Annotated in this window: 12 protein-coding genes; 3 read left to right on the top strand and 9 right to left on the bottom strand. The window is 35.3% G+C overall.

The window, feature by feature from the left end:
* Positions 1-5: 5 nt before the first annotated feature.
* The 7 genes from U5A88_RS14805 to U5A88_RS14775 all read right to left on the bottom strand — a co-directional run bounded on the left by U5A88_RS14805 (position 6) and on the right by U5A88_RS14775 (position 11,315).
* Entirely contained in the window at positions 6-839 is an 834-nt protein-coding gene (locus tag U5A88_RS14805; RefSeq protein ID WP_354207726.1) for an endonuclease/exonuclease/phosphatase family protein, read from the bottom strand.
* 10 nt (positions 840-849) lie between these two features.
* Positions 850-2,430, bottom strand: coding sequence for a glycerophosphodiester phosphodiesterase family protein (locus U5A88_RS14800; protein WP_354207724.1), 1,581 nt, complete (start codon positions 2,428-2,430; stop codon positions 850-852).
* A 142-nt stretch (positions 2,431-2,572) separates the two neighbouring features.
* Positions 2,573-4,204 carry a RagB/SusD family nutrient uptake outer membrane protein gene (locus U5A88_RS14795; protein ID WP_354207722.1) on the bottom strand — a complete coding sequence of 544 codons (1,632 nt, stop codon included), beginning with the start codon at positions 4,202-4,204 and terminating at the stop codon, positions 2,573-2,575.
* A 14-nt stretch (positions 4,205-4,218) separates the two neighbouring features.
* Positions 4,219-7,269 carry a SusC/RagA family TonB-linked outer membrane protein gene (locus tag U5A88_RS14790; protein ID WP_354207720.1) on the bottom strand — a complete coding sequence of 1,017 codons (3,051 nt, stop codon included), beginning with the start codon at positions 7,267-7,269 and terminating at the stop codon, positions 4,219-4,221.
* A 164-nt stretch (positions 7,270-7,433) separates the two neighbouring features.
* Positions 7,434-8,174: an MIP/aquaporin family protein gene (locus U5A88_RS14785; RefSeq protein ID WP_354207718.1), complete on the bottom strand. Its 741-nt coding sequence runs from the start codon at positions 8,172-8,174 to the stop codon at positions 7,434-7,436.
* A gap of 18 nt (positions 8,175-8,192) precedes the next feature.
* Complete coding sequence (glpK, locus tag U5A88_RS14780) at positions 8,193-9,686, bottom strand: glycerol kinase GlpK (RefSeq protein ID WP_354207716.1); 1,494 nt, start codon at positions 9,684-9,686, stop codon at positions 8,193-8,195.
* Between the two features lie 18 nt (positions 9,687-9,704).
* Positions 9,705-11,315 carry a glycerol-3-phosphate dehydrogenase/oxidase gene (locus U5A88_RS14775; RefSeq protein ID WP_354207714.1) on the bottom strand — a complete coding sequence of 537 codons (1,611 nt, stop codon included), beginning with the start codon at positions 11,313-11,315 and terminating at the stop codon, positions 9,705-9,707.
* Between the two features lie 186 nt (positions 11,316-11,501).
* On the opposite strand from U5A88_RS14775, the gene U5A88_RS14770 reads away from it, so the two are divergent.
* From U5A88_RS14770 to U5A88_RS14760, 3 genes are all read left to right on the top strand, one after another.
* Positions 11,502-12,257, top strand: a complete 756-nt coding sequence (locus U5A88_RS14770) for a DeoR/GlpR family DNA-binding transcription regulator (RefSeq protein WP_354207713.1) — start codon at positions 11,502-11,504, stop codon at positions 12,255-12,257.
* A gap of 76 nt (positions 12,258-12,333) precedes the next feature.
* Positions 12,334-12,861 (top strand): MORN repeat-containing protein, encoded by a 528-nt coding sequence (locus U5A88_RS14765; RefSeq protein ID WP_354207711.1) that lies wholly within the window; start codon positions 12,334-12,336, stop codon positions 12,859-12,861.
* A 129-nt stretch (positions 12,862-12,990) separates the two neighbouring features.
* Positions 12,991-14,103 carry a glycosyltransferase gene (locus U5A88_RS14760; protein ID WP_354207709.1) on the top strand — a complete coding sequence of 371 codons (1,113 nt, stop codon included), beginning with the start codon at positions 12,991-12,993 and terminating at the stop codon, positions 14,101-14,103.
* Positions 14,104-14,105: 2 nt separating this feature from the next.
* Here the strand turns inward: U5A88_RS14760 and U5A88_RS14755 are convergent, their stop codons facing one another.
* Both U5A88_RS14755 and U5A88_RS14750 read right to left on the bottom strand, forming a co-directional pair.
* Positions 14,106-14,828 carry a glycosyltransferase family 2 protein gene (locus U5A88_RS14755; protein ID WP_354208198.1) on the bottom strand — a complete coding sequence of 241 codons (723 nt, stop codon included), beginning with the start codon at positions 14,826-14,828 and terminating at the stop codon, positions 14,106-14,108.
* A 48-nt stretch (positions 14,829-14,876) separates the two neighbouring features.
* Positions 14,877-15,554, bottom strand: a complete 678-nt coding sequence (locus tag U5A88_RS14750) for a cell division ATP-binding protein FtsE (protein WP_354207707.1) — start codon at positions 15,552-15,554, stop codon at positions 14,877-14,879.
* Positions 15,555-15,586 lie beyond the last annotated feature (32 nt).

The following is a 15,586-nucleotide window of genomic DNA, read 5'->3' as shown; positions in this document are numbered from 1 at the left end:
ATTGATCATTTTAATCTTAGCTGTACAAAAACAGGCAAATGGTCGGATGGATATTTTAAGTCTTTGGAATCGCTTAAGACTGCATATTTTTTGACTTTGATTTCAGGAGATTTAGACACAAAAATATAATCGATTCTTCTTTTTACAGCTTTATTAAAATTAAAACCGTTAAACGTACCTGTTGGACCAAATTTAAGTTTGCTTGCTGCTTTTGTATCAACATAATCTTGTTTTAAATTGGATATTAATTCATTATCCGGTTCCACATTGAGGTCTCCCATAATAATAACCGGATAATTTTCGGAATTTATTATCTTAATATGTTCTTCTATGAGCTTCATACTATTAACTCTAGATTGTTGCCCAACATGATCTAAATGTGTGTTTACAATCCATACTTTCTCCAACGACTCTAAATCAGTAAACAATCCATAAGTACAAATTCTTTCTATGGCAGCATCCCAACTTTTTGAGTGCTTTTCTGGTGTTTCTGATAACCAAAACGTACTGTCTTTTTCTACTTTTACTTTATTTGTATTATAAAAAATAGCTGAATATTCTCCATTGTCTCCGCCATCTCGACCATGACCAATCATTTTGTAATCGGTCCATTTCTCTTTTATATATTTTACTTGAGTAGGTAACCCTTCTTGAATTCCCATAACGTCAGGATTAAAAAACAAAACCTGATTTGTTAGAAACTCTTTTCTATGCTCCCAGGCGTTTTCACCGTCAGAGGCTACATCTAACCGAATGTTATAAGTCATCACTTTTAAGTTTTGACCGTAAACTGAAGAAAAGAATAGTAGTACTATTAATGAAGAAAGAATTTTTTTCATGTTCTCAAATTTATTTTTTTTGTTGAAACACTCTTACATAATCCACTACCATTTGCTGTGGAAAAATACTGTCATCTATTCCCTGTTGACCCCCTAACATGCCTCCCACAGCGACATTTAAAATCAAGTAAAACTTCTGATCAAAAGGCCATTCGGCAGTGGTTTTGTTTTCATTTTTAAAGGTATTGTAAACCTCATCATTTAGAATAAAATCCATTTTTTCAGGTGTCCATTCCAATGCAAATATGTGGAATTTGTCATAGGGTTTGTCAATAAAAGTACTTTTGCCCTGTTCCGTATTTTTATTGTGATTGTAAGCAAGGGTATGTACTGTTCCAAAAATGGAATCACTATCAAAACCAACGTGTTCCATAATGTCAATTTCACCAGATTCCGGCCAGCCGACTTCTTCCTTATTTTCACCTAACATCCAAATGGCGGGCCACATACCCACACCTTTTGGTAATTTTGCCCGCACTTCAATACGACCATATTTCCATGATGCACGTTCTCTGGTTGTTAATCTGGCTGAGGTATAATTGGCCGTTTTACGCTCGGCAGCATACTTCATCCAGCTTTTCTTTAAAAGTTCAGGGTTGTTATAATCTTTGTTGGCAATTGTTTCTTTATGGGTTTCTATTATCAAATTTCCGTTTTCTACCCTCGCGTTTTTTAAACTATCGGTATAATACTGTTCCTCTTGGTTGGCAATAAAACCATAAGCATAACCCCATTTTGTGCTATCGGGCTTCCCTTTATAGTTAAACTCATCGCTCCAAACTAAACTATAACTGTAATTGGTTGGACTCTCTTTGATTCTTTCAAATAGCAATTCTGGCTCGTTGGTGGTAATATAGTCAAACTCATTGGCCAATAACCAATCTAAGTCTTCTTGTTTATTTACTGTCCAAGCATTAAGTGTTAATCCTAATTCTTTGGCTTCGTTTATCCAATGTGGATTCTTTTTAAAGACATTAAAATGATAGTCCAATCCGCTTATTCCATCATTCTTTAATTCCTGTGGCGATTTAGAACCATTTAAATATTGTGTTTTAGCAGTCGGATTTAGCTCCACGATTTTTTTTAGAATGTCATAACCAAAACTAATATAAGAGTGCAGGTAAGGTTCAGCATTAAGTTGTTTAACCAATGCCAGTACTTTCTCAGTCATTTTAATATTGTGCTCTTTATCTTTTGTTGGTTTAATTTCAAGAACCAAACCTGTGGTAGTATTGTTTTCCATTCCCGCAAGTAGATAATCTCTTAACGTTGGTAAAACTTCTCCATTGGATAGTTTAAATTTAGATAAGGCTTCGTAAGTAGATTCTTTGATGATAAAACCGTTGTAATCGGCATCGTGATAAACCACGGGAACACTATCAGCGGTCATGTGCACATCAAACTCTGAACCCGTACAGCCCAGTTCGATAGCGTGTTTTAAGGCGGCGATTGAGTTTTCTGGAAGCTCTTTGGCTTTAAACGCACCTCGATGGGCAACTACAACATTATCCGAAAATTCAATGCTATCTTTCAAATTATTGTTACACGCTATTAGACTTGTAAGAACTAATATAATAAATAATAACCGCATCTTGTTAAGTGTTTGATAATTACACGAATTTAATGATGATTAAAATTAACAAAAAAATCTAAGGGCTGATTCATTACCCTTAGATTTTTAACTTACTAACTTAAACTCTAAAACTTAATTATGAAAATATTTTATAGTATAATTAATAACCATCATTTTGAGGATAATTTGGACCAAATAAATCTAAATCATTCTGAAAAATTGCAAAATTGATATAATGATCTTTCCAATTTTCACGTGAATCTTTTGCTCCTCCGAAAAACGCAGGGTAATATTCGCCATCACCAGCATAACTTCTCATTTGACGGTTAATTACATCTTGCCCCATTCTTTTTAAGGTAAACCAACGTTGGCCTTCAAAAGCTAATTCGCGTGCACGTTCATCTAAAATTGCCTGCTCATCTACACTTTCTAAATCAGCAGCACCTGCTCTTTGTCTAATAGCATTAATATAAGGTAAAGGATCGCCATTTCCTGACCTCATTATGGCTTCTGCAGCGATAAGATACGTTTCCGCCAATCTATATACTAAAATATTGCTACGCTGTATATAAGAGTTAGGGTCGTCATCTTCTTGGGCATATTTTAATGTAGATGGGTGCAATCTTTTGTAATAATTTTTGTATTGAACACCATTGGGATTTTCCTCAGTTATAGGTTTGTAAATTTCAATGGTATCACCTACATTTTTACCTGCTGGTACTTTATCAACATCATTATAAAAATAGTGTAATCTAAAATACGTATTGTCATCTCTTGTATCATTTTCATCTTCAGCTAAAAGATCTAATAAATATCTATTCGGTAAAACACGAGAAAAACCTCTACCGCCTTGCTCAACATCTGCTACGATTCCTGATATTTGAAAATACTGCGTTGTAAAATTCGCGTTGAGCATAGTTCCACTTCCCCCACCTAATACATCATCTTGAGATTGAACCACAAATAATTGTTCTGAATGGTTTCTATCTCCTTTAAACACATCTGCTGTTGATGCAAGCAAACTGTGCGGGCTTTCTGGGTCTTCAATTACACCTAACGCCTGTGTTTTTGCCTCTTCCCAATTACCTTCCCACATAGCTACTTTAGCCTTAACATGCTTTGCAGTACCTTTAGTAACACGTCCAAATTTATCTGTCCAGTTTAGATGTTCTATAGCAAAGTTTAAATCACTATTTAATAATGCGAAAATTTCCTCTTTAGATGATTTGTCTTGAATAACATCAAAAGCATTATCAACAGTTACTGATTTTGTGGTTACATAAATGTTATTGTACATTCTGTATAAGTAAAAGTAAGAGTTAGCTCTAAAGAACTTAGCCTCAGCTATAATTTGATTTCTAGCTTCTTCATCTATACCTTCAGCAACCTCAGCTGCGTTAATAATGTCCGTTGCTTTATTTGTAATTCTATAGAAGTTCTTCCAGAATAATCTTGAAATAAAATTAGACCCTAAATCTATTGGTGATACAGCTCTTTCGTATCTGCCGATCAAGCCTGTATAACCCGTTCTAGCAAATGTCAAATCACTTCTAGAGGGTATTACTACGCCTCCCATCCAATCTTGAACATTAGTATCGTAACGATATCTATTGAATTCATATAAACTTACTACTCCAGATTTTAACCCTTCTTCGGTAGTGTATATATAATTCGAATCGATGAGCGTACCTGGTTGCTCTTGCAGGTATTCTTCGCATGATGTTGCGAAAAAGATTGCCATTACAATTAGCAAACTACCTTTTACTTTTTTATAAAAATATTTTGTGTTCATAATATCTTTTTTTGTTATAAATTAACTTTTACCCCAAACGTATAACTAGTAGCGTCTGGATAACCTGTATCTGCATTAGAGAAGGTGTTTCTAATATTTACTTCTGGACTATAACCGATATAATCCGTTTCGGTAAATAGGTTAGTACCTGTAACATAAAAACGAATTTGATTCATATTCAATTTAGAGGTCAATGACTCTGGTAAGTTATACCCTAAACTTATTGTTCTAAGCCTGATATATGAGGCATCTTTTACTGCTAAGGCTCCTATGTATTGAGGTGGTGCATCAAAGTTTGGTCTAGGAAAAGTTGTAGAAGGATTTTCTGGTGTATAGTATGGTACTTTTACACCATTATTTTTCCCTTGTAACGTACCCCCATTGTTAAAATCTGATAAAAATGGATTACGTTTTGTAGCTCCTTCCACTGCATAAAAATCAACTAACAAATCAAATCCTTTGTAAGAGATGTTTGTGGACAATGAACCGAACCAATCTGGATTTGGGTCAATAAATACACGATCATCTTCTTGAGTTATTTTTCCATCACCATTAACATCACTGATTCTTATATCGCCTGGTCTAAGATTGTCTTGTGTAACTGTAGATTCAGGATTTGCTTGTGGAGCATTAGCAAAATCATCACCTGCTTGCCAAATACCATCAAATTTATATTGTCTAATAACACCTATGGGTTGACCAACATAGTAGTTGTAAGCATCATCTTCAAGAACTGGTTGGCCCGAACCATCATTGTAAAGCTCAGTCAACTTATTTTTGTTGTTTGACCAATTAGTAGATACTGACCAACTAAAATCTTCAGTATTGAAAAGATTTGCTGTTAAGCTCAATTCAATACCTTTATTTTGCAACTCTCCAGCATTAAAGTAGGTAAATTGATATCCTGTAATAGACGGGACTCCTCTTCTCAACAATAAATCTTTGGTTTTAGAGTCGTAATACTCAACACTACCTGTCAAAAATCTTTTAAAAATAGAAAAGTCTAAACCAAAGTTAAGTGTTGTAATGGTTTCGTGCTTTAAATTTGTGTTTGGCAATACTACAGAGGGAGAATATCCAGATGCGGATTCGCCATCAAAAATATAATTCTGTCCGTCTGCGGTAAACAGTGAAGTATAAGGTCTTTTTAGTGCATTTGCCAACGAACCGTAACTCACTCTCAATTTTAACTCCTGTATAGCACCCGCATCTTCTAAAAAGCTTTCGTTATGTAATTTCCAAGCAAATGCTGCTGCTGGGTTGTACGTCCATTTAAAATCAGCAGCGTTAACCGATGACCCATCAGCTCTGTAGGTTGCGGTAAACAAATATTTGTTCAGTAAATTGTAACGTGCTCTACCCATAAAAGAAGCCGTTCTTATTTTTGTCTTATCACGCTCTACAGAAACATTTCCTATGGCATTTGTAATTCCATCATACCCTAAGCTCTCATTTGGGAATCCTCTACCCTCGGTAAATGTTCTTGAGTATTTATTTTCATCTGCCGCTTGTACCAAGGTTATATTAAATTTGTTATTATCGTTTATATCCCAATCGTAAGTTAAAATATTTTCAATTAAAAATGCTTCTCTTAATTGATTATCAATTCTTGCGATCCCCCTATCTGTATTACCTGCGGAACTCAACGAAGATTGGTACTGACCTCTCTCAGAATTTTTTCTTGTCATAGAAGCTTTTAATTGGTATTGCAAATTTTCTGTAATTTGATATTTCGGGATAACCGTTACAACAAAATCATTTCCTTTTTCATCATGATCCTGTTCGCGTAAATTCCATAACGGATTGGTTGCTGATAACTCCTCTCCACTAGGGTATCTTGTAACACTACCATCTGGATTGTATGCATTTCCTAAAGGTGAAACAGTTATCACATTTACATTTGCCGCTCTTTCCGTGTCATCATTTAACAAGTTAAGGTCAAACGTTGCGGAAAACTTATTGCTAATTTTTTGATCTACATTCAAACGCAAGTTTTTTCTCGCGTAACTTGAAGTTGGTATAATTCCGTTCTCTTTAAAATAGCTTAGACTACCATACACCTTGGTCAATTCAGTACCTCCAGAAACACCAATAGAATGACTATTCACAAATCCATTTTTTACAAGCTCATCCTCCCAATCTACAAAGTTATTATTATTTATATTCTCTAACTCAATGGCCGAAAACACATCAGTATCGTCAGAATATTCGTCATTGGCATTTGTAGCACGTACGGCTTCTCTTTTTAATTGTGCAAACTCTTGTCCACTGTAAACGTCAAAATTTCTTTCAATTGATTTTGTGGTTACAAAACCATGATAAGAAACACTCACTTTATCCGTTTTACCTCTTTTAGTGGTGACCAATACTACACCATTAACCGCTCTAGATCCGTAAATAGCTTGTGCAGAGGCATCTTTAAGAAATTCGATCGACTCTATGTCGTCTGGATTTATGTCTTCTATACCGCCATCTCTAACAACTCCATCAACCACATAAATACCACTTACGTTACCTTCAATAGAACCACGCCCTCTAAAAATAATTTCAGAAGTTCCACCCGGTCTTAAAGTACCGCCTCCTACGTCAACTTTTAAACCTGATATTCTACCTCTAAGCATTTCGGTTACATCGGAAGTTGGTGTTGCAACTGCTTTTGCCATATCTGTTTTGGCAACAGCACTTACTAAATCACTTTTCCTTTGCGTACCGTAACCAACCACAACCACTTCATCTAAAATACTTGCATCTGGTTCCAATGTAACAGAAATAGTATCTGAAATAGTATCTGAAATTGCAACTTCTTTAGTAGTGTATCCAACAAAGGAGATAACCAAAGTAGTAGCATTGTCGTTTACGTTCAACGAAAAATTACCATCAAAATCGGTAGATGTTCCGTTTGTCGTATTCTTTACTACAACAGAAGCACCGGGTAATGGTGTCCCTGTTTCATCTAGTACCGTACCTGTTATTGTTTTTTGAGCTGTAACAATTGTAAAGCTCATCATTAGCAACAAAATTGGAAAGTACTTCAATTTTTCTTTAATTAATAATTTGAGTTTCATAATTATTTGAATTGAATTATTTTTCTTTAAAAGCGAAACGAATATCTCTTTTTGTTTAACTTTTATTTCACGTTATTATATTTAAAGGCAATAATACGTATTTTTTTTATAAAAACAAAGTTAAGCGAAATAAAAAATAATTAAACGAAACTTATTTGTTTTCGTTACGAAAGCATCAACATAAGAAGTCCCGCTAAAGAAGCCCCAATTATTGGTCCAATAACTGGAATCCAAGCATAGCCCCAATCGTTAGAAGCCTTATTTTTTATTGGAAGTATAGCATGCATAATTCGCGGTCCTAAATCACGAGCAGGGTTAATAGCATAACCAGTAGTGCCACCCAAAGACAGACCAATTACCCAGACCAATATTGCCACGGGCAAAGCACCTAGTGAACCAAGACCAATAGGAGTTTCAGCATTTGTAGCAACATCTGTTAGGGCAGGGTTTGTAAAATAAAGTACGACAAATACTAATGTAAAAGTTCCTATTATCTCGGAAAAAATGTTTGAAGACCAATTTCTTATTGCTGGTGCAGTACAAAAAACAGCTCTTTTAGTTTCACCGTCTTCAGTAATGCGAAAATGATCTTTATATATTAACCATGCACCTAATGAGCCCAACATAGCACCGATGAACTGTGCTAAAGTATAGCTTGGCACCAATGCCCAATCGAATTTCCCCGCAACGGCCAACCCAATGCTTACAGCGGGATTTAAATGAGCTCCACTATAAGGTCCTGCCACCACTACGCCAACAAAAACAGCAAAACCCCATGCGGTGGTAATTACCATCCAACCTTGGTCGTTTGATTTTGTTTTTTCCAAAATGACATTAGCTACAACGCCAGCCCCTAAAAGAATAAGAAAAAAAGTTCCGATAATTTCTGCAATAAATGGTGTCATGATAGTAGTTTTTTATGATTAGTTCTTGGTCCAATATTCTAAAGCATCAATTGCCCTATACCAACCTTTAATGTCTTTTTCAATTTCTTTTCTTTCAGTTTTAGGACTAAAATGTTTATCTGTCTGCCAAATTTCTTGAATTTCTTCTGAGTTTTCCCAGTAACCTACAGCTAATCCCGCCAAAAAAGCCGCTCCCATTGCTGTGGTTTCCACTACTTTTGGCCTGACCGTTATTGTATTTAAAACATCAGCTTGGAATTGCATCAGCATATTGTTTACCGTTGCCCCTCCATCTACACGTAATTCTTTTATAGAAATACCTGAGTCGGCTTCCATAGCTTTTAGAATATCCATTGTTTGGTACGCAATAGACTCCAACGCAGCTCGTGCAATATGGGCATCTGTACTTCCTCTTGTTAATCCGAAAATTGTACCTTGTGCATGCTGGTTCCAATGTGGTGCCCCCAAGCCCGCAAAAGCTGGAACAAAATATACGCCGTCCGAACTCTCTACTGATTCCGCTAATTTTTCAACATCGCCGGAATTTCGAATTATCTTTAAACTATCGCGTAACCATTGCACCACGGCTCCGGCAATAAATATACTTCCCTCCAACGCATAACTCGTTTTGCCGTTTATTTTCCAAGCAACTGTTGTCAATAGATTATTTTTGGAAACCGTTGGTTTTTCGCCAATGTTCATCAACATAAAACAACCCGTTCCATAAGTGTTTTTAACCATTCCGGGCTTAGTACACATTTGTCCAAACAAAGCCGCTTGCTGATCACCAGCAATACCGGAAATAGGAATTTTGGTGTCGTAAAAAGTGGATTGAGTATGCCCATAAATTTCGCTAGATTGTTTTACTTCGGGCAACATACTTTTCGGAATGGTCAACATCTCAAGCAATTCATCATCCCATTCCATGGTGTTTAGATTGAACAATAATGTTCGCGAAGCGTTGGAAACATCGGTAACGTGTTGGTTGCCTTTGGTAAAATTCCATATTAACCAAGTGTCAATAGTACCCATAATCAAATCACCATTTTCAGCTTTTTCTCTCGCACCATCAACATTGTCCAATATCCATTTTACTTTTGTTCCGGAGAAATAGGAATCTATTACCAAGCCGGTTTTTTGACGGATCATATCCGCTTTGCCCTGCTCTTTTAGTTCATCACAATAATTAGAGGTCCGTTTGTCCTGCCAAACAATGGCATTATAAATTGGTTGTCCTGTATTTTTATCCCAAACCACAACCGTTTCACGTTGGTTGGTGATACCGATAGCGGCAATATTTTCAACGTTAAGCCCTTTTTTGGCAATTGCTTCTGCAGCCACCCCTGCTTGCGTTGACCATATTTCGGTAGGGTCGTGTTCTACCCATCCTGGTTTAGGAAAATGTTGTGTAAACTCTTTTTGAGCTACAGAGATAATACTTCCTTTTTTATCAAAAACAATGGCTCGAGAGCTTGTTGTTCCCTGATCTAATGCTAAAATGTATTTTCCCATAATTTAATTTTTTATTTGTTATTGATGAACAAGGTCCTTAAAAGTAAGCATTCCGTTTAAATTGAGTACATATTGCTTTGCTATTTTTGTGAAATTATCAATTTCCTGACGCTCCCAAACCTTATCCTTTCCTAATTCTTGTGCCAGAAGTTCAGCAACAATTGGAGCTGAAATAATTGCAGCTCTTGCATCCAAAAACAACATTCGTACACGTCTTGCCAACACATCTTCAATGGTTCTTGCCATTTCATTTCTAATTGCCCAAACAACTTCGGCCTTGGTAAAATCCGATTTAGGATGCAATCTTTCGCTCAGTTCAGGTTCATTTTTCATTAATTGTTCAATATTTTTTTGATCTGTACCATAAATATATAGATGATTTGTTCTATCTATATTTTCTATTGCCCCATGTATGGATTGGTTTTTAGTTTTACATTGTTTATTTGGCAACTTACCCATAACAATTGCTTTATTGACGGTATCTTGTGCCATTCTCCTATAAGTAGTCCATTTTCCCCCGGTTATAGTTAAAAGACCCGAGTCCGATACGATTATTTTATGGCTTCGTGATATTTCTTTTGTTTTTTCGGAATCGTCCTTTGGAGCGGCCAAAGGTCTTAATCCCGCAAAGATGCTCTGCACATCTTTTTGACTTACTTTTTTGGTTAGGTATCGATTTGTCGTTTCGAGAATAAAATCGACTTCCTCAGAAAGCGGTTTGGGCTCGAGGCTATGACTATCCAGCACCGTATCGGTAGTGCCAACTACCACTTTATCGTGCCAAGGTACAAGGAAAAGCACCCTGCCGTCATCAGTTTTGGGTATCATAATGGCATCATCTCCGGGCAAAAACGACTTGTCCAGTACCAAGTGGATTCCTTGGCTTGGACGGACGAAATCACGGGCATTTTTATTATCCATTTTTAGGACTTCATCCGTAAAAACGCCAGTGGCGTTGATGACCAATTTGGCATTTAATTCATATCGTTCATCCGCTTCGCTATCAAAGGCTATGACACCGGTTACCTTATCTTTATCGTCTTTTAGCAATCCGACAACCTTACAATAATTTAATAGAGTAGCTCCTTTTTCTATACAAGTTTGGGCAATATTAACGGCTAATCTGGCATCATCAAATTGTCCGTCATGATAAACCACCCCGCCCTTTAATTTGTCAGGTTTTATTGTTGACAGTCTTAAAGATGTTTTCTTTTTATTTATACGAACAGATTTTCCAAAGCTCAATTTCCCTGAAAGAAAATCGTATATTTTTAACCCAACCGTATATTTAAGGGTTTCCCACCAGTGGTAATTGGGAATTACAAAAGTCTGATTACTGACCAGATGAGGTGCATTCTTGAGCATCAGGCCTCTTTCGTATAACGCTTCCCTGACCAGATCAATATTGCCCTGGGCCAAGTATCGTACTCCGCCATGAACTAATTTGGTACTTCGGCTCGAAGTTCCCTTGGCAAAATCGATTTGCTCCAATAAAAGTGTTTTATAGCCGCGTGTAGCACTGTCTAAAGCAATTCCCAAACCGGTAGCACCTCCTCCAATAATAATGACATCCCAATTTTTATTGGATTGCAATTGTTCAACCAACCTATCTCTCTGGAATAAATTCACTTTTTATTCTAAAATTTTAGTTCTTAGGTTTCAAATATACACATTTTGTAAGAAAACGAAAGAAAACGAAATATTATTTTTAATTGGATACCACCTAATATTTAAGACAAATACCTTATCCGTTTTTCAATTACTTTCATTTTAGTTACATTTGTGAATACTGATGCTAAAAATAGAACCTCTATCATGAAACGACATCAAATAATCTTAGATATTTTAAACAAGGAAAAATACCTTGAAGTACTTGATTTATGTAAGCTATTGGACGTATCGGCCGTTACCATAAGAAAAGACTTAAAACTTTTAGAAGAAAAAGGGCTTTTATTCAGAACACATGGCGGTGCGTCACTGGAAAATCCTTACATCAATGAAAAGGCTGTTAATGAAAAAGAAAAAATTTCGGTCGAAGAAAAAAACGGAATTGCACAAGCTGCGGCAAAATTAATTGATGAAAACGACTCTATTTTAATTGCTTCGGGCACAACAGTACAGGCGTTGGCAAAATTTATAGAACCAAAAAACAAGTTGACGGTAATTACATCTTCCTTAAATGTTGTGCTTCACCTAATCAATCATAAAAATACGGAAATTTTACAATTGGGCGGCTATGTTAGGCACAGTTCGGCCTCGGTTGTCGGCAATTATGCCACACAAATTTTAGAAAATGTTTCGTTCAGTAAATTATTTTTGGGTGTTGATGGTATTGATTTGGATTATGGTTTGTCAACCACCAGTTTAGAAGAAGCCCAGCTTAATAAAAAAATGTTGGCTTCTGCACAAAAAACTGTTGTGCTAGCCGATTCCTCAAAATTTGGTAAAAAAAGTTTTGCCAAAATATGTGGATTAGAAGAAGTAGATCAGATTATTACTGATGATGGTATTTCAAAATCAATAATTAAAAAATTAGAGGAAAGCGGTATTGTAGTTAATATAGTTTCATAACCCTTTATGTACGCCATCATACTATAATTTAAATATTTACGTTATGATTCATATTTTATAACATAAAACCTTTTTCATGAAAAAGCTAATCTATTTATTTTTATTGGTTCCTTTGTATATCACCGCTCAAACCGAAGATACAAAACCAACAGCCGAAAAGCAAGAAAATAAAGTGATAATTGAAGAGTGTATCGCTGGTAACTGTGCCAACGGAAAAGGTACAATGCAATACCAAACCGGAGTTTACGAGGGGTATTGGAAATCTGGGCTTCGCGATGGCGAGGGCAAATATACATGGGCCAACGGTGATGTTTACGAAGGCCAATGGATGCAGGATAAAAGACATGGTATGGGTACTTATGTCTGGAACGATGGCTCAAAATATAAAGGGAACTACAGTCATGGTATTCGTAGCGGATACGGAATTTATTACTACACAAATGGGACAATATACGAAGGTACGTGGCAAAATAACTTAAAACACGGCATAGCTAATTTTTACTACAAAGAAAGTGTAAATATTGGTGGTAAATACATAAACAACGAATACGTTAGCGGTACCGGTATTAATCAGGATAGCTATAATTTTAAACCTGCACAATAGTTCTGTAAGGTGTGCCTACGCATTACGACATAATAATAAGGTGACGTGTCACCTCTTTTCATAGCAATTTCCCGTTTTTAAGAAGTTAAAAGCGGGATTTTTTTTACTTTCGTCTTAAAAATAATCCTGTTGCAAAGAATTATAGTTTCTGTTACTAACGATTTGGTTACAGACCAACGTGTACATAAAGTTTGTACCACTTTGGTCGATATGAACTATGAAGTAATCCTTATTGGAAGAAAATTACCTAGAAGTTTACCAATAATTAGAAGCTACCGAATCATTAGGATGAATCTGTTTTTTAAAAAGAAGGTTTGGTTTTATGCAGAATATAATATTCGCCTATTTTTTAGACTGCTCTTTCTAAAAAAGGATGTTTTGCTTTCTAACGACCTAGACACCTTACTTCCCAATTTTTTAATCAGTAAATTTTTTGGTAAAAAATTGGTGTATGATAGCCACGAACTGTTCACAGAAGTAGGCGAACTCATTCACAGACCAATGATACAAAAAGTATGGTTGTCTATTGAACGTTTTATTTTTCCAAAACTCAAAAATGTATATACCGTAAACCAAAGTATTACCAGCTTTTACCATAAAAAGTATGGCAATGATGTAAAGGTTGTAAGAAATATTGCTCCAAAACTAGAAAACAAATCCATTAACCGTGCATTTGCAAAAAAAATAAAAGGGGATAAAAACATGCTGATTTTACAAGGCTCTGGGATAAATCCTGATCGTGGTGCGGAAGAGGCAATACAAATGATGCAGTATTTGGATGACACTATTCTTTATATTATTGGAGGTGGTGATATTTTTGAGGAGTTGAAAGGTTTAGCAGCATCTTTAAAATTAGGTGAAAAGGTTATTATTAAAGACAAAATGCCTTATGAAGAGCTGATGGAATACACCAAAATAGCGGATTTGGGTTTATCATTGGACAAAAACACCAACCTAAACTACGAGTTCAGCCTACCTAATAAAGTTTTTGATTATATACAGGCCGGGACGCCTTTATTGGTTTCCGATAGAAAAGAAGTGGCAGGTATAGTACAAGAAAATGATATAGGTTGGGTAATTGAGGCTGTTGAACCTAAAAAACTAGCGGAAAAGGTGAAACATATTTTAACTGATGATAATGAATATGCAATTAAAAAGAAAAATCTAAAACAAGCTTCAGAAAAATACTATTGGGAAAATGAGGCAGAAAATCTGAAAGACATTTTTAAAAATTTAAAGTAAAATTAGAACCCTAGCCTTTTAACTATATATTTTACTCCTGAAATAAACAAAAAAAATGGTTTTAATACTATTGAACTGGCTTCTGTTTTCAGCTTTATTTCTTCTTTATAAAGTTTCCAGCTATACTTTTTTGAGATTCCGTTTGTTGCACAAATAGAAATAACTGTGTCAATAACTTTGACTTTTAACTTCTCCTTGTAAAGTTTCAAATTCAAGGCATAATCAGCCAAAATACCGTAATTTAAAGAATAGTCAACATCTTCAAAAACGTTCCTATTATAAAAAATCCCTTGATGTGGCAATGTGTTTTTAATCCAGATTTGATCTGACCAAGAAGGTGTTATCACACCATTATTTTTTTTTATAAAATAAGTGTCATTCTTTTTCCAATCAAATTTAATCTTACCTAAAATTAATTCCGTGCTATTATCAATTGGTTTGTTAAAAATGTTATTTAAAGTCTCCTTCGAATATAATTTGTCATCTGCACCTAAGAACAGTAGCCACTTCCCTTTTGACAATGAAATGCCCTTGTTCATGGCATCATAAATACCTTTGTCTTTTTCGCTAACCCAGTTGAATGTAACTTTTAAAGATTTTAAATACGATTGTGTTCCATCAGTAGAATCTCCATCTATAATCCAGACTTCGATATTTTTATATGCTTGATTTTCAATGCTTAAAACACAATCTTTGAGGTTGCTTAGATTGTTGAAAGAAGGGATTATTATGGATATTAAATCGCTAATAAGAGTGTATTAAATAGAGTGTGTTTATACTACTTCAAAAATCTTTTCCCCATCACATTTAACCGTTTTATGAGGGTATTTTAATATGAGGGCATAATCATGTGTGGCCATCAATATGGTTCTGCCTTCTTTATTAATTTCTTCCAAAACACTCATTACTTCTAAAGACGTTTTAGGGTCTAAGTTGCCTGTAGGTTCATCGGCTAAAATCAACTCAGGATCATTTAACAAAGCTCTGGCAATAGCCACACGTTGTTGTTCGCCACCTGAGAGTTGAAACGGCATTTTAAAACCTTTGGTTTTCATACCTACTTTTTCCAATACCTCATCAATTTTCGCTTTGCTTTTTGAACTATCTTTCCATCCTGTTGCTTTTAAAACGAACAATAAATTGTCATGTACGTTTCTATCATTAAGTAATCTGAAATCTTGAAAAACAACGCCTAACTTTCTTCTCAAAAAAGGAATTTCCTTTTCTTTTAGTTTAGTTAAGTCATAATCAACAATGTGCCCTTCTCCTTCAAGCAGAGGTAAATCTCCATACAGGGTCTTCATTAAACTACTTTTCCCACTACCCGTTTTCCCAATTAAATACATAAAATCGCCTTTGTAAATATCTAGACTAATATCAGAGAGAATTAAGTTTTCTTGCTGAAAAATAGAGGCATTTTTTAAGTGCAATACAGGTTTTTGTTCGGACATGGAATGGTAATTATTTACCCGACAAATTTAAG

This window comes from Aureibaculum sp. 2308TA14-22, assembly GCF_040538665.1.
Taxonomy (GTDB): Bacteria; Bacteroidota; Bacteroidia; order Flavobacteriales; family Flavobacteriaceae; genus Aureibaculum.
Note: the sequence above shows the minus strand (reverse complement) of the source record. Positions and strands in the feature narration are given on the sequence as shown.